At 66.4% G+C, this 16,514-nt stretch carries 6 protein-coding genes; 2 read left to right on the top strand and 4 right to left on the bottom strand.

Annotation, left to right across the window (positions count from 1 at the left end; genetic code table 11):
• Nucleotides 1–56: 56 nt before the first annotated feature.
• From ACPPVV_RS00860 to ACPPVV_RS00850, 3 genes are all read right to left on the bottom strand, one after another.
• Nucleotides 57–5,063: an MG2 domain-containing protein gene (locus ACPPVV_RS00860; protein ID WP_426701597.1), complete on the bottom strand. Its 5,007-nt coding sequence runs from the start codon at nt 5,061–5,063 to the stop codon at nt 57–59.
• A gap of 122 nt (nt 5,064–5,185) precedes the next feature.
• Nucleotides 5,186–5,995: an alpha/beta hydrolase gene (locus ACPPVV_RS00855; protein ID WP_426703134.1), complete on the bottom strand. Its 810-nt coding sequence runs from the start codon at nt 5,993–5,995 to the stop codon at nt 5,186–5,188.
• Between the two features lie 595 nt (nt 5,996–6,590).
• A complete protein-coding gene (locus ACPPVV_RS00850) occupies nt 6,591–8,843 on the bottom strand; it encodes a TonB-dependent receptor (RefSeq protein WP_426701596.1) in 2,253 nt (750 codons plus the stop codon).
• 154 nt (nt 8,844–8,997) lie between these two features.
• On the opposite strand from ACPPVV_RS00850, the gene ACPPVV_RS00845 reads away from it, so the two are divergent.
• Together ACPPVV_RS00845 and ACPPVV_RS00840 are read left to right on the top strand one after the other, a co-directional pair.
• The gene (locus ACPPVV_RS00845; protein WP_426701595.1) at nt 8,998–13,686 is read left to right on the top strand and encodes a DEAD/DEAH box helicase; all 4,689 of its coding nucleotides are present in this window, start codon (nt 8,998–9,000) and stop codon (nt 13,684–13,686) included.
• A complete protein-coding gene (locus tag ACPPVV_RS00840) occupies nt 13,686–13,844 on the top strand; it encodes a hypothetical protein (protein WP_426701594.1) in 159 nt (52 codons plus the stop codon). Before ACPPVV_RS00845 ends, ACPPVV_RS00840 begins: the two co-directional genes overlap by 1 nt.
• Nucleotides 13,845–14,070: 226 nt before the next feature.
• Here ACPPVV_RS00840 and ACPPVV_RS00835 read toward each other — a convergent pair whose 3' ends face one another.
• Entirely contained in the window at nt 14,071–16,386 is a 2,316-nt protein-coding gene (locus ACPPVV_RS00835) for a beta-N-acetylhexosaminidase (protein WP_426701593.1), read from the bottom strand.
• Nucleotides 16,387–16,514: the final 128 nt, after the last annotated feature.

The raw sequence follows: 16,514 nt of genomic DNA, 5'->3' as shown, positions 1-16,514 counted from the left end.
TCCGAAACAAGGGCATCGCCCGCCAGCGGGCTCCTACGTGTGGTTACGCATACAGGTCAAGGCTCGACCACGGTGATCTTCGCCGGCTCGACCTTGCCGATGCCGCGCACGGCGGGGCGATACATGTCCTCGACCAGCGGCGGTGGCACGGTGTAGGTGCCCGGCGTCACCGCGCGCACCAGGTAGAACACGTGCGCCTTGTCGCCGCGGCCGAGCTTCAGTGCGGCGGCGTAGCGGTCGTCGCGGTATTCCTCGTGTGCGGTTTCGGCAGCCGACGCATGGTTTTGCAGGTCGATGCCGTCGATCACCACGCCGGCCCATTGCTGCGCACCGCCGAGGTTGAGGTTCTCCACTTCCAGGCCGCCGGGCAGCATGTCGGTGACCAGCGCGTCGGGGACATCCATGCGCGCCTCGATGGACAGCTCGACGATCAACGTGTCGCCCTCCTTCAGCTGGCTACCCGTCCACGGCTTGCCGTCGGTGGTGAAGTAGCTGCGGCGCACGTCGATCTGGCTGTCGTCAGCCGCGGGCGCTTTCTGCGGGATGCCGGCGACGTCGAGCGTGGCGAAGATCGCCGCATCGCTGGTCGGCTGCACGCTGACCCCGGCATTGAGGTCGGCCACGCTCAGCTCACGACTCCACACGCGCTGGTCCGGTGCCTGCTCGGTCTTGCCGCCAGCGGTGATCGAGGCGGCCAGCGGCGCGTTGCTCTTCGCATCGAACGCGCTTGCCACGCGGGCGATCGCCGCCTGCTCCTGGGTGCTGAGGTACGACCACGACCAACGGTAGTCCTTGTCCTGCTGCTGGCGCACCCGCACGTTGGCGGTGGCGTTGCGCGCCCAATCCACGAGCTTGGCGTCGTAAGCCGGCTTGCTCATGCCGTAGGTATGCGTGAGCGCGACCATCAGCGCGAGATCGCGCAGGTCCGAGCCGTAGTCGCCGACGTACCAGGGACGCTCCTTGCTCCACGCGAATGCCTCGTCGATCGCCTTCTGCGCACGGTCGTTATCGCCCATCAGCTTCAGCGCGATGCCGAGGTGCACCAGCGGCAGTGGCGCCACCAGCTTGCTGCGGTCGTTGTCGAAGATCGCGCGCAAGGTGCCCAGCGGCGCACGGTTGACCCGGGCCAGCACGAAGCCGGAGTACGCCTCGTCGGCGATGCGCATATGGTCGTGGTGTTCGTAGCCGTAGTACGGATGGCCGCCGGCGAGCAGGTCGTCGTTGAGCCGTTGCAGCGATTTCTGCAGCACGTCCTGCGGCACGGCAAAGCCGGCGTCGCGTGCGTCCAGCATGAAGTCGACGACGTACGGCGTGGTGAACGTCTCGATCGGGCTGGTGCCGCCCCAGAAGCTGAAATGGCCGTTGCTGGCCTGGAACGAAGCGATCCGCGACAGCGCGGAGTCCACCGCGGCCTTGCGCACCTCGTCGGTCATCTCGTGGGCGCCGAGCGCCTTGGCCGTCTGGCCGTCCAGAATCAGCGCGGCGTAGCCCTTGCTGGTGGTCTGCTCGATACAGCCGTACGGATAACGCAGGATGTCGCGCAACGCGGCGGCATAGGGTAGCGGTGGCAAGGTGCTCAAGGTCAGTCGCGCGTGCACCGTGGCCGGCAGCAGGCCGGCGATTGCAGCGGCACCGAAGTGTTCGGGCTTGCCCGCTTCCAGCGCCAGCGGCGTGGTGGTGACGTTTTCCGGCCAGGCCGGGCGCACCGCGAATTCGAAATGGCGATCCACCTGGTAATCGTTGAGCTCGGCGTGGATGTCCACCGTCGCCACGGCCGCGCCCGCCTGTGCCGTTACCGGCATGTGCAAAGTCGTGCCGGCGCCGTCCTTCAGCGGCACGCTCTGGTTGGCCTTGTCCACCGTGATCAGGCCGTCGCCCTTGACGCTGACTTTCGCCGTACCGTCCTTGCCGGAAAGGTTTTTCAGATCGAGGCTGATCATCGCCCTGTCGCCGGCCGCCATCACCCGCGGCGTGCTCGGCTCGACCACCAGCGGCGCGCGCACGGTGACGTTGCCGTCGGCGTTGCCGTAGCGGCTGTCGGTGTATGCCAGCGCAGCCAGGCGCAGGCTGCCGTTGAAGTCGGGCACGTCGACGTGCAGCGTGGCCTTGCCCTGCGCATCGAACGCCACCGGTCCGGTAAACAGATCGACGATCTGCACCTTCGGGTTGAGCCGGGTGGCCTTGGGCAAGGCCGCGGCGCTCATGTCGCCGCCGTAGCGCAACTTGGCTTCGTCGCCGTCCATCGCCTCGATGAGGCGGCTGTACAAGTCGTACGCATCCACGCTCAGCGCACGCTTGGCGAAGAGCCACGCCCATGCATCGGGTACCGGATAGTCGGTGATGTTGAGCACACCCTGATCGACCGCGGACAGCGTGACGAGGGCCTTCTGCCCGGCCAGCCCGGTGGCCTGTACGCTGACGTCGAGCGGATGGCCCGGACGCATCAGCGCGGGTGCAGCGAGCTTGAGCGGGATGCGCCGGTCGTTGCGGTCCATCGCCACGTATTCGACGCCCATCGCGCGCGCCGGCGTGGTGTGTTCGGTCGCCTCGCCACCGCGGAACACCAGCGCCGTCACGTAGACGTCGTGGCGCTCCCAGTCCTTCGTTACCGGGATCTCGAAGGTGGCGCCGGCCTTGACGTCGACATTTTTCGTGTAGAGCAGGTGGTCCGATTCCACCAGCAACACGCCGGGGCCATCATGTGGCGGCGTCACGGTGACCTTCATGGTGTCACCGGCTCGGTAACGCGCCTTGTCCAGCTGCAGCTTGACCTTGTCCGGGCGCGCTTCCTTGCCGAGGTTCTCGTCGTCCCAGCTGTAGCCGGCGAAGAACGGGAACACCGTGGTGAGCTTGGTCGCCGGGTCGTATACCTCGACGCGGTAGCTGCCCCACTCCACCGGGAACTCGACGTGGGCCGACTTGCCGGCGTCCACGTCGACGTCCTTCTCGTCGATCAGCTGCAGGTGCTGGTTGGCGTTGGACTGCCAACCACCGTTCTGCTCGTACAGCCAGTAGAAGTCACGCAGTTCGCGCTGCAGGCGCACTTTCAGGTGACTTCCGGCGATCAGCTGGCCGTCGGCATTCGCGCGCACGATCTCGAAACCGACCGGACTCTCGCTTTCGGCGCCCTGCTTCGGGTCGAACAGCGGGCGCACGCCGACCAGCGCGCCGGCCGGCCAGTAGGTGCGCTTGAGCAAGCGGGTCACCGCGCGGCCACCGCTTTCGTAGACGCTGCCGGACAGGGTCACCGCCAGCGGTGCGACCGGCTTCACGTCGTCGGGCAGCGCCACGTCCTGCTCCAGCACGCCTTGTGCATCGAGCTTGGTATCGACTATGTCGTCGGCGCTCTTCGGCAACTCCACCAGCGGATCGCCGAAGAAGGTGTCCTTCATCTTCTCCAGCGGATGCACTTCCGGTGCCACCAGCAGCTTCGCGGTGAAGCGGTTGCCCTCGGCCGGTGCGCCGTACAGATAGCTGGAGGCGACCTTCATCTTCAGCGGCTCATCCGGCGCCAGCTGCTTTTGCGCACTGGACAGCTCGACCTTGAGCCGCTCCGGCAGGAACTCCTCGACGTGGAACGGGAACGCCTGCACGGTGTCCTTGCTGGCGGGATCGAGACGGAACTCCAGCTGCCACAGGCCGGTCGGCGCATCGGCCGGGATCGCCTGGCGCAGTTCGAAGTAGTTGAGCTGCTGCGGCTCCAGCCGCTTCTCCACCAGGGTGCGGCCATCCGGCTGCTTCACCCGCACGAACAGCGACTGCGGCTTCATCGGCTTGCCGTCGTCGTCGCGCAGCAGTGCCGAGGCGCGCAGCGTCTCGCCGGGCCGGTACAGGTCGCGGCCGGACCACGCGTACACCTCGAACGGTGCCTGCTTGCGGCCGCTGATGTCGAAATTGGATACGTCCAGCGCAGGCCGATTGAATGGCAACACCGAAACGTCCTTGCCGTGGCGCGCCACCAGCACGTCGGAGGCCTTGATCTTGTATGCCAGCAGCGCGTTGCCGTCGGCACCGGTCGTGGCCTTGAGCTTGCCGTGCCCGTCCGCGTCGCGGATCTCGATGTCCACTGCGTTCACCGGCGTGCCGTCGCGCAGCGAGGCCACGTGCAGCATCACGTTGTCGCGGTACACGCGCAGGTGCAGGCCCAGGTCGCTGACGAAGAACGTGGCCGTGTCGTAGCCGTCCTTGAACGTGCCGCCGGCCTTGACCACGGCCATGTACACGCCCGGCTGCGACAGCTCGTGGATGTTCTGCACCGGCAGATAGGTGACGGTGCGCTCGTTCGGTTCGCCGCCCAACGTGTAGTGGTTGGCGTAGACCGAATCGGCGATCTCGGTGATCGGCATGCGGCTGCGGCGGTCGTCGCCGTCGCCGTCGCCACACTTGTTGTAATAGCTGACGTCGTGGTCGAGCTCGTAAGTATCGCGATGACCGTTGCGCGGGTAGGCGCAGAACAGGTCGGACAGCGCGTCGTCATGCACGCGGAAAAATTCCACGTCGGCGTCGTGCACGTTCATCGACACCAGCGGCAGGCCACGGGTACCGCGTGCGGGCAGCACGCTGCCGTGCGAGGCAAAACCGACCGCCGCCGGCAGGTCGCCGGAGTACACGTCGTGCTTCACCTCGTGGCCCAGCGTGCGGCCGTCGGCGGCCAGCAGACCGGCCTTCAACTGCACGGCGTAATGCGTGTTGGACTGGACGAACGGAAAACTCAGCGTCTTGCCGTCGTCCTGAAGACTCCAGCTGCCGTTGATCACTTCACCGTTCGAACCGGTCACCGCGATCAGCGAGTCGAACGTCTGTGCCGAAGCCAGCGTCGCGTTGAAGCGCAGGACCAGCGCGGTGCGCGAGTCGCTGGCCTGCGAACTGGCCGAGACCAGCGCAAATGCCGTCTTGCCGGTCGCCGTTTGCGTTGAAGCACTGCTGGCCGACGCTCCCTGCAGAGCCGGCTTGCCATCGTGGTGGCCGCTGCTGCAGGCGGCGACGAACAGACCGATCAGCAACCACATCGTCACGGGCAAAAACAGGTGGCCCGAACGGCACACGGACGAACGATCTGACATGACACCCTCTCCCTAGGTTTGCATCAGTATTGCCGAAATTCATGGCGGCCTGGAGGCGCCGATGAGGCGCGCAGATTTCACCGAAGGGATGACGTGGCGACCACCGCTCGATGCGCCGCGACTCAGTCCCGCACGTGCCGGCCCAGCCAGTCCGCCATCTGCATCAACACCTGGCTACGCCCCGGCTCGGCCTCGTTGAACAATTCGTGGTAAAGCGTCGAGAAGAAACGCGTGGTCAGCTGCCCGCTTGCCGCGGCCTTGCGTGCGAATGCGCGACTGCCGGAGGGATCGACCAGCGAATCGCTGTCGGCCACCAGCAGCAAGGTCGGCAACGCCAGGCTGGCGGCGTCGGCGATGCTGGCCGCGCCAGCGCGAAAGATGAAATCGGCCAGACGCGGCGTGATCCAGCTGTGCCGCAGTGGATCGCCACGATAGTCGCCGGCCACCTGCGGATCATGCGAGAGCTTGCTGGCATCCAGGCCGTTGCGCAGTGGCAGATTGGGCAGAATGCGGGTCAGCATGTGCGCCAGCTTGACTCGCCATGCCGGCTCCCAGCTGCGCAACGCCGGCGACGACAGCAGCAGCGCCGGGGGCGCGATGCGACCATCCAGTACGGTACGCGCGGCGACCAGGCCACCCATGCTGTGACCCAGCAGCAGCGGCGCGTGCGGCAAGCCATCGGCATATTCGTCGTAGACCGTCGCCAGGTCCTCCAGCAGATCGTCGCCATGATGCAACGCGCCCCGCCGCCCCGGCGTCTGCCCGTGACCACGCTGGTCATAGCTGCGCACCGCATAGCCGCGCTGGTTGAACCAATGCGCCAGCCGCTGGTAGCGACCGCTGTGTTCGCCCAGCCCATGCACGATCAACACGGCGCCACGTGCTTCCGGCAGTGGCCAGTCGCGCAGGAACAAGCGCTGGCCGTCGGCCATCGTGAGCCATGTTGGGTTGCTTGCGGCATTGGCGTCGGCGCCAACGATCTTCGGATGTTTCTGCGGATCCAATCCCAGTCCTCCAGCTTGCCCGCGCGGAAAGTCAGTGCTCGATGGCCTTCAGATTTCGCATCAGGAGATCAAGCCTGGCTTTCATCGACCGCACCGTGCCGGCTTTGCGCAAAATCACATCCAGATCGTGCATGAGAGTCCTTCGCATGAAGGCCGCCGCCGGATTCCCCAACGGGGCCCCTGACCTGCGACGGCCATACACGAATAATGACATGCGGCAGCGGCCCCTGTATCGCTACCCGCACCGCCATGCAAGGCGGTTTTGATGGCGCGGATGACGGGAACTCGCACACTGTCGGACCGCCCTTTCCCGGCGGCGGGGACGCATGGCGGCAAGGGCGTGGCGGACGCCCACGGTGGTGGTCCATGTGTCACCACGGAAGGCGCGGTCGAACGCCATCCACATTGATCTGGAAGGATCACTGCAAGACGGCCGCGCCGAACTGAAAAACTCGACTTGCCCGCGGTCCGGAATGCCTGCTGCCCTTCGCCGAACGGCGACGATGGGACGGCAGGCGTGCGCTTACAGCTCGACGCGGAATTCCACGCCGATGATGCGGGGGTCGTTGACGAAAGCCGTGCGGTTGTTGAAGTCGATAGCGCCGGTGATCGCCCGCTTGTTGGTGACGTTGCGACCGTACAGGGCGATCTCGCGGCGGCCGTAATCCCAGTTGTAGCCTAGCCGCACGCCGCCTTCCATAAGCGGTTTGCTCTTGAACTCGGCCGAGTCGTACAGGAAGAAGTTCACCTCGCTGCGGTAGTTCCAGTCGGTGTAGACGAAGAACTCGCCGCTGTCGCCGTACGGGATGCCGTAGCGCGCGGTGAGCGTGCCGATCCACTTCGGTGCGTTCGGCAGGCTGTTGCCGTAGACCAGCGCGTTGCCGTTGGCACTGAGCGGGTCGAGGATGGTGCAGCCGGAACCGCACACGGCCACGGCCAGGTTCGGATCCTTCAGCTCGGTATGGTTGTAGCTGCCGCCGGCGGTGAGCACGAAGTTCGGCGTGAGGTAGGCCTCCAGGTCGAACTCGGCGCCGTAGCCCTGGGTCTTGCTGGCATTCAGCAGGCGCGTCACGTTGATGTCGCCGCCCACCGCGGTGAGCTGCTGGTTGTGCATGTTGAACGTATAGACGTCCGCATTGAAGCGCACGTGGTTGTCCATGCCGGTGGTCTTCACGCCCAACTCGTAGCTGGTGATCGTCTCGGGCTTGGCCTGCGAGATGAAATCGGCGAACAGCACGCGGCCCTGCACGCTGGGCGCGCGGAAGCCGTTGGCGATGCGTGCGTACACGTTGACGTTCGGGCTGAGCGTCCAGGTGCCGGTGAGGTCACCGCTCCAGCGCGCATCGTGCGGCTGCGCGGTCAGCAGCAACGGGCCGCCGCCGATCGGCGACAGCACGCGGTCCACCTTGAAGTCGCGCGAATCGTGCGACCAGCGCGCGCCGGCACGCAGTTCGAAGTCGTCGGCGAGCTGGTAGTTGGCCGAACCGAACACTGCCCACGCCTTGGTGTGCTGGGTCTGGGTGGCGTAGCCGTCGAGCGCGTGGTTGTCGAAGGTGGCGTAATCGAAGTTGCTGATCGCGATGTCTTCGTCGAAGTAATACGTGCCGACCTGCCAGTTGAGCTTGTCCTGTCCGTTGCTGGCGAGGCGGAATTCCTGGGTGATCTGGCGATCGTGCGGCAACGCATCGGCGGTTTCGGACGGGAACGGGATGAAACCCGGGCCCATCGGCGGATGGAAGCTCGCACCGTAGCCGCCATCGACATCGCCGAGGCTGTAGGTGGTGGCGCGTTCCAGGCCGGTGATCGAGGTGAAGGTGGTGTCGCCCACGTTCCACGCCAGGTGCAGGTTGCTTCCCCAGCTGAACAGGTGCTGCCGGTTGCGGCCGTCTTGCGCGACCTTGTCGCGCTGGAAGCCCGGTACGAAGCTGGGCTCACCCAGCTCGATCGCGTTGGCGCGGTTGACCATCGCACTGCCGTCCAGCCAGCGCGCATGGCCGTTGATCAACGCACTGAAGCCGCCGTTCTCGTACAGCGCCTGCAGTCGTATGGCGCGGTCGTTGTAGCCACCCAACACATCCTTCTTGCCGGTGTAGGTGTTGTCGATCCAGCCGTCGCGATGCTGTGCCAGCGCGGAGATGCGACCGGACCAGTGCGGACTCAGCGCGCCGCCCAGCGCAGCCTCGACGTTCGCGGTGCCAAGCGAGCCGTACGAAACACGGGCGTAGCCGCTGGTCTCCTGGCTGGGCTTGCGCGAATCGAACTTGATCACGCCAGCCGGCGAATTGCGCCCGAACAGCGTGCCTTGCGGGCCACGCAACACCTCGACCTGCTCAAGATCGAACAGCGGGAAACCCTTCAGGATCGGGTTCTCCTGCACGATGTCGTCGTACACCATCGATACCGGCTGCGAGCCATTGAGGTCGAAATCGCTGTTGCCCAGGCCGCGGATGTAGAAGCGCGGGAACTCACGGCCGTACGAGGTCTCGGCATACACGCTGGGCGCGCGCGAAGCCAGCTGCAGCACGCCGTCGCCGGCCTGACCGAACGCCTCCAGCTTGTCCGGGGTGATCACGGTCATCGCCATCGGCACCTTCTGCATGTTCTCCACGCGCTTCGAGGCAGTGACATTCACTGTCTGCAGCTCGGTGGTCTTGGTCGCCGGCGTCTTGGCGGGCGTGGCTGCTTCCTGGGCCAGCACGGCGGAAACCGGCAGACCAAGAGCGAGCGTGATCGACAGAGCAAGCACGGCGGAACGCGACGGGCGGGCGACGGACATGAGGTTTTCCCCGGTGGAAACGCAACGATACGTAGCCGTATTGTCATACATGGGTAGCGTCGGCGAAAGCGCCAGTTCCCCGGTCCATTGGCGGCAGCCCGATCCGCCCCCATTTAAGATCCATCCCTGCCCCTTCGATTGCGGGCCTGAATACATGCCATTGCAAGATTTCCATCCCGCCGTCGCGAACTGGTTTCGCGCCACGTTTCCTGCACCTACCGCGGCGCAGGCGGCGGCGTGGCCATCGATCCGCAACGGCAATCACACCCTGGTCGCCGCGCCCACCGGTTCAGGCAAGACGCTGACCGCCTTTCTCGCCGCGATCGACGAACTGGTGCGCGAAGGCGTGGCGCATGGCGGCGTTCTGCCCGATGCCACCACGGTGGTCTACGTGTCGCCGCTGAAGGCACTGTCGAACGATATCCACATCAACCTGGAAGCACCGCTGGAAGGGATCCGCGCCGAGCTGGAGAAACTCGGCCTGCCCGATGTGGCGATCCGTACGGCGGTGCGCACCGGCGACACCCCACAAGTCGAGCGCAACCTGCTGCGCAAAGTGCCGCCGCACATCCTGGTGACTACGCCGGAGTCGCTGTACGTGCTGCTGGGATCCGCTTCGGGACGCGCCATGTTGTCCGGCGTGCGCTCGGTGATCGTGGACGAGATCCACGCCATCGCCGGCAGCAAACGCGGCTCGCACCTGGCGTTGTCGCTGGAGCGGCTGGAGTCGTTGTGCCAGCGGCGGTTGCTGCGGATCGGGCTGTCGGCGACTCAGAAGCCCATAGAGATGGTCGCCAACTTTTTGGTCGGCGCTCAACATTCCCTTCTCCCTTCGGGAGAAGGTGCCCGAAGGGCGGATGAGGGTTCGGGGTTACGCAGAAGCAACGACAAGGCGGCTCTTGAATGTGACTCCCCCGCGAGCACCCGCCCCTCATCCGACCCTTCGGGCCACCTTCTCCCCGGCGGGGAGAAGGGACTTTGTCGCTGCGCGATCATTGATGTCGGCCACACCCGCCCGCGCGACCTCGCCATCGAAGTACCGCCGGTGCCGCTCGAAGCGGTGATGTCCAACGACAGCTGGGAGCTGGTCTACAACCGGATCGCCCAGCTGGTGCGGGCGCACCGCACTACCCTGGTTTTCGTCAATACGCGGCGGATGGCCGAGCGCGCCGCGCGGCACCTGTCCGAACGGCTGGGCAAGGAGCACGTGGCGGCGCATCACGGCAGCCTGTCGAAAGAGCTGCGGCTGGATGCCGAGCAGCGGCTGAAGCGCGGCGAGCTCAAGGTGCTGGTGGCCACCGCGTCACTGGAGCTGGGCATCGACATCGGCGAGGTCGACCTGGTCTGCCAGCTCGGCTCGCCGCGCTCGATCGCCGCGTTCCTGCAGCGCGCCGGCCGCTCCGGCCACAGCATCGACGGCACACCGAAGGCACGACTGTTTCCGGCCACCCGCGACGACCTGATCGAGTGCACCGCCCTGCTCGACTGCGTGCGCCGCGGCGAGCTCGACGCGCTGGTTCTTCCACCGCAACCGCTGGATGTGCTGGCGCAGCAGATCGTTGCTGAAGTCGCCTGCGCCGAATGGGACGAGGATGCGCTGTACGCGCTGGTGCGGCGTGCCTGGCCGTACCGCGATCTCGCTCGCAGCGATTTCGATGCGGTGGTACGCATGTTGGCCGAAGGTTTCACCACCCGCCAGGGGCCGCGCGCCGCTTACATCCATCGCGATGCGGTGAACCGGCAGTTGCGTCCACGACGCAGCGCAAGGCTCACTGCACTGACCTCCGGCGGCACCATTCCCGACACCGCCGACTACAAGGTCGTGTTGGAACCGCAGGCGATCATCGTGGGCACGGTGAACGAGGACTTCGCGGTCGAGAGCATGGCCGGCGATATCTTCCAGCTAGGCAACACCAGCTACCGCATCCAGCGCGTCGAGCGCGACCGGCTGCGTGTGGAGGATGCGCGCGGCGCGCCGCCGAGCATTCCGTTCTGGCTGGGCGAGGCGCCCGGGCGCAGCGACGAGTTGTCGTTCGGCGTATCGCGGTTGCGCGAGGAAATTTCCGCCTTGCTTGAGCCCCTCTCCCTGCGGGAGAGAGGTGAGGGTTCGGTTGTCGCCGAACACCCTGGCACGCCCGAACCCTCGCCCCCAGCCCCTCTCCCGAGGGGAGAGGGCAGCAACGCTCGCGCCATTGCGTGGCTTCGCGAAGAACTCGGGCTCGACGAAGCCGCCGCGCAGCAACTGACCGACTACCTCGCCCGCGCGAAAACCGCGCTGGGCGTTCTCCCGAGTCAGCGCACGCTGGTGCTGGAACGCTTCTTCGACGAATCCGGCGGCACCCAGCTGGTGATCCATACGCCATGGGGCAGCCGCATCAATCGCGCGTGGGGGCTGGCGCTGCGCAAGCGCTTCTGCCGCCAGTTCAACTTCGAACTGCAGGCCGCGGCGACCGAGGATGCGATCGTGCTGTCGCTGTCCACCAGCCACAGCTTTCCGCTGGAGGAAGTCGCGCATTACCTGCATTCCAATACCGCCGAACACGTTCTGGTCCAGGCCCTGCTCGACGCGCCACTGTTCCCCGCGCGCTGGCGCTGGAATGCCGTCACCGCACTGGCGCTGCCGCGCTTCACCGGCGGCAAGAAAACCCCGCCGCCACTGCAGCGGATGAAAAGCGAGGACCTGCTTGCCGCGGTGTTCCCCGACCAGGTCGCCTGCCTGGAAAACATCGTCGGCGAACGCGAGGTGCCGGATCACCCGCTGGTCAACCAGACCATGCACGACTGCCTGCGCGAGGCGATGGACGTGGACGGCCTGCTCGCCATCCTGCGGTCGATCGAGAGCGGCGCGATCAACATCGTCGCACGCGACCTCACCGCACCCAGTCCGCTCGCCGCCGAAGTTCTGAATGCGGCGCCGTATGCGTTCCTCGACGATGCGCCGCTGGAAGAACGCCGCACCCAGGCGGTGCAGACCCGCCGCTGGAATGCCGACAGCGCGGACGACCTGGCCCGGCTCGACCCCGAGGCGATCGCCGCGGTGCGCGAGGAGGCCTGGCCGCAAGTACGCGACGCCGATGAAATGCACGAGGCGCTGACCTTGCTGGGCTTTGTCACCGCCGCGGAGGCGGACGCGAACATCGGCTGGAACGAACGACTGCAAGCACTGGCGCATGCGAAACGCGCAACCCTGCTGGCCGTGGAAAGCCCTGTGGGTGCGGCTTCAGCTGCGATGACCGAGAGCATCGCGGCTGAAGCCGCTCTCACAAAAATCTCGCTTCGTCACGTGTGGACCTCCGCGGAAAACCTGCCGCTGTGGCAAGCCCTGCATCCCTCGGCGGGTATGCAACCGCCAATCGCCGCACCCGTCGAGTACGCCGCGCAGACATGGTCGCGCGAGGACGCCATGCTGGAACTGGTGCGTCATCGCCTGGGCGGGCTCGGCCCGGTCACCGCGAATACCTTGGCAAATTCGCTGGCCGTCGACACGAGCGAGGTCGAACAAGCGCTGCTGCGCCTGCAGTCCGAAGGCTATGTCATGCAGGGCCGCTTCACCGCGGACGCCGTCGATACCGAATGGTGCGAGCGCCACCTGCTGGCGCGCATCCACCGTTACACCATCGGCCGGTTGCGGCGCGAGATCGAGCCGGTAAGTCGGCGCGCCTTGATGCGTTTCCTGTTCGACTGGCAGCACGTGTCGACGGCCACGCGATCGAGCGGACCGGATGCCCTGGCCGCCACGTTGGCGCAGTTGGAAGGCTACGAGGCCGCCGCCGGTGCGTGGGAGTCGGAACTCCTGCCTGCCCGCATCGAGGATTATTCGATCAGCTGGCTCGACGACCTGTGCCGCGCCGGCCGCACCGTCTGGAGCCGCTTGCGCACCGGAAATGGCGGTGGCGGCGGCCCGGTTCGCAGCACGCCGATCGTGCTGTTGCCACGACGCGAAATGGCCGTCTGGACGTCCGCTGCCGCTGACGATGATGCGCAGGATATTCTGCTGTCATCGCGCGCCCAGGCCGTGGCCGATGCGCTGCAGGCGCGCGGCGCGCTGTTCTTCGACGAATTGCTGGCGGACACCCATCTGCTGCGCACCGAGCTGGAAGATGCACTCGGCGAGCTGGTCGCCGCCGGCCGGGCCAGCGCCGATAGCTTTGCTGGATTGCGCGCCTTGTTGCTGCCGGCGGCGAAGCGTGACGGCGGTCGGCATCGGCGATTGCGTCGACACCAGTTCGGCGGCATCGAGGATGCCGGGCGCTGGGCGCTGGCCAAGAGCACCCCACCCCAGCCCGCCACTGCGACCGAAGGAAATTCCTTGCGGGCACGCATGGGGAAACCAGGAGGGCGGGAAGCACTTGCCCCTGAAGTCATCGAACACATTGCACGCACCCTGTTGCGCCGCTACGGCGTGGTGTTCTGGAAACTGCTGGAGCGCGAGGCGCCATGGTTGCCATCGTGGCGCGAACTGCTGCGGGTGTATCACCGGCTGGAGGCACGCGGTGAGATCCGTGGCGGGCGATTTGTCGAAGGCCTGGTTGGCGAGCAGTTCGCCCTGCCTGAAGCGATCGCGCCGCTGCGCGCGGTGCGCCAGCGCGCGGACGACGGCGAACTGGTCTGCCTGAGCGGCAGCGATCCGCTGAACCTGGTCGGCACCGTACTGGTCGGCGACAAGGTGCCGGCGCTGACCGGTTCACGCGTGCTGTATCGCGACGGCGCAGCGATCGCCGCGCTGATCGCCGGCAAGGTCACGCCGCTGATCGAGCTGCCCCCTGGCGACGCGCAACTGGCGAAGCAGGTCTTGCTGCGCCATCCGTCCTCGCTGCCCGAAGCCGTAGCGACGGCGCACTGATGGGATGCCTGCCGATCCTGTTGCTGTTTCCGCTCGGATTCGGCGCTGGCTATCTGATCGGTGGCGACATCGGCGGCCTGTGGGGCGCCGGCATCGGATTGTTGCTGGGCGTGCTGGCGATGATCCTCTTCATCAAGGCGCTACGCGGGCGCCGTTAGTCACTTGGGGGAGCGACTTCGGTCGCGACGCTTCTGGCCACCATCGCGGTTGCGCTTCCGGAGCGTCGCGACTGAAGTCGCTCCCACAAAAAGCGCGGATGCGGTATCAAGTCTCCCGTCGGCCCGGGATCGCCGAAAGATCAAGAGCGAACCCCTCCCCAGCCCTCCCCTGCTGCGCAGGGGAGGGAGTACGGCCGTCAGGTCGCGGAAAGGATCAGTGGCAAGTTCACGGGGTCAGCGCCGCGCTGCCGATGGCATACAGCGGGCCGTCGATCGGGGCGGTGTAGATCAGGCACAACACGTGTTCGCCCTGCAGTGCGGGCAGTGCTGCGTTCAGCGTGAAGTTGCGGGCACCATGTGCGGGATCGGGCAAGGCCATGCTGGCCAGCAGCGGGCCGGCGCAGGTATCCAGGTGCACGACGAGCTCGCCGAACGGCGTGCTGTGCGGGCGCGACACCACCAGCTTCTGCTCGTGCGCCAGCGCATAGTTGCGTTCGAGCCGCACCGCCTCGACCCGGATGGAGGTCAATCCATCCAGCGGCGTGGCCGGATACAGCTGGCAGCTGTTGAACACGTTGACGCTGTAGACCGGTGCCATTGACGTTGCGTCGGGCATCGGCTGCACGCGCAGACGGAAATCGCTGCCGGGACAGTTCGCCATGGCGTTGCCAGTGAGCGTCAGCAGGCTGGCGCGATCCAGCACGCGCTGGCGCGGCGCGGCCAGTGCGCTGCCGTCGTCGGCGAAGCTGGCGGCACGCACGGTGGTCGGCAGTGTCACGTTGAACGGAGCGTCGTAGTGTGGCGAGGTCGGCGTGGGTGCGCTGCCGTCCAGCGTGTAATGAATGGCGCCGAAGTCGGTCTGGTTCGACAGCGTGACCGTGGTGCGATGGGTGACCAGCGCGAGATTGCGATCCGTCGCGATGTCCACCGCGAAGGCGCTGTCGGCATACGCGACGTGCTGTGCCCGGTAGCGCGCGAGTTGCGCCGGCAGGCGGGCGAGGAAGCCCGGCCAGTCGCTGCCGGCGGCCGGCGACCATGCCACCTCGCTGAGCGCATCCAGTCGCGGGAACACGGCATGCTCCACGTGGGCGAACGTGGGCATGTGCTCGGTCCATACGTTGGCCTGCACGCCCAGCACATGGCTGGCCTGGCTCGCGCTCAGCACGGCGGGCACGGCCTGGAAATCATGCACATTGCGCAGGGACTCCACGCCGAGGCGACCGGTATCTTCGTCAGGCAAGTCACCCTGCACGTGGTCGAAGTACAGGTTCGGCGAGGGCGACATCACCACGTCGTGACCCATCATCGCCGCCTTGATCGCGCCGTCGGTGCCGCGCCAGGACATCACCGTGGCGTCGGCCGGCACGTTGTCGCCTTCGAGGATTTCATCCCAACCCACCAGCCGGCGTCCGTGCGCATCGAGATAGCGGCCGATGCGGCCGATGAACCAGCCCTGCAGCGCATCCTCGCTCTTGATGCCGAGCGCGCGCATCTTCGCCTGCACCGCGGCCGAAGCCTGCCATTGATCCTTGATGGCTTCGTCGCCACCCACGTGGATGTACTTCGAGGGGAACAGCGCCATCACTTCATCGAGCACGTGCTCGACGAAGGTGAACGTGTCGTCGTCGACGTTGTAGAGCCAGGGGTTCACGCCCGAGTCGATGGAGACCTTCGGCCGCCCGCCGGTAACGCCCAGTTGCGGATACGCAGCCACCACAGCCTGTGCGTGACCGGGCATGTCCAGCTCCGGCACGATGGTGATGAAGCGCGCCGCCGCGTACGCAACCACCTGGCGAATTTCGTCCTGGGTGTAGAAGCCGCCATAGCGTTTCGGCTCGCCGTACCTGCCGGCATCCGGCGGCGTGCGCCAGGCGCCGATGCGGGTGAGCTCGGGGTAGCGCTTGATCTGGATGCGCCAGCCCTGGTCGTCGGTAAGGTGCCAATGCAGCACGCTGAGCTTGTGCTGGGCCATCTGGTCCAGCAGCGCCTCGACCTCACTCACGCTCTGGAAGTGCCGCGCGGAATCCAGCATCAATCCGCGCCACGCGAAACGCGGCTGGTCGCGGACATGCAGCGCAGGCACCTGTACTGCGCCATGTTTCGCATCGGGCGTGAGTAGCTGCCACAGCGTGATTGCGCCGTAGAACAGACCGGCATCGTCGCGCGCCGTGACGCGAATGCCGGTGGGCGTGACATCCAGTGTGTAGCTTTCGTTGCCCGCGATCGACGCCTTTGGGTCCAGCTGCAGCACGATCGCATGCGCTCCCGGCTCGCCGTGGCCTGCATGCAGCGTCAGGCCGCGCGTGCGCGCAAGCAGCGCAACAAGATAGTCGGCGGTACGCAGCGTCGATTCCCGGTGGTCGGCGACCACGATCGCGGTGTGTGCGTCGACAGTGAAACTGCCTTTGTCCGCGGTGACCTGCGCAGGCACCGGGATCAAGGAAGCTGGAGGTGCGCCGGTACCGCGCGCGAACGTTGGCAAAAGCAAAACGACCAGAAAGGCCAGCAGGTGTCCACGGCGCAACGGCAAACGGCAAGTCATCGGCTATCTCCATCTCGGTCGCCGCAGCATGCCATGCGCGACGTCAGCGGATAAAAAAAGCGGACCCGCAAATGACTGACCGGGCCCGCTCGGGGAGAGTGCGAAGCCATCCGTGGCTCGCGTTGTTG

It is taken from the genome of Rhodanobacter sp. Col0626, from assembly GCF_049994385.1.
Taxonomy (GTDB): Bacteria; Pseudomonadota; Gammaproteobacteria; order Xanthomonadales; family Rhodanobacteraceae; genus Rhodanobacter.
This window is presented reverse-complemented; position numbering and strand designations above follow the sequence as displayed.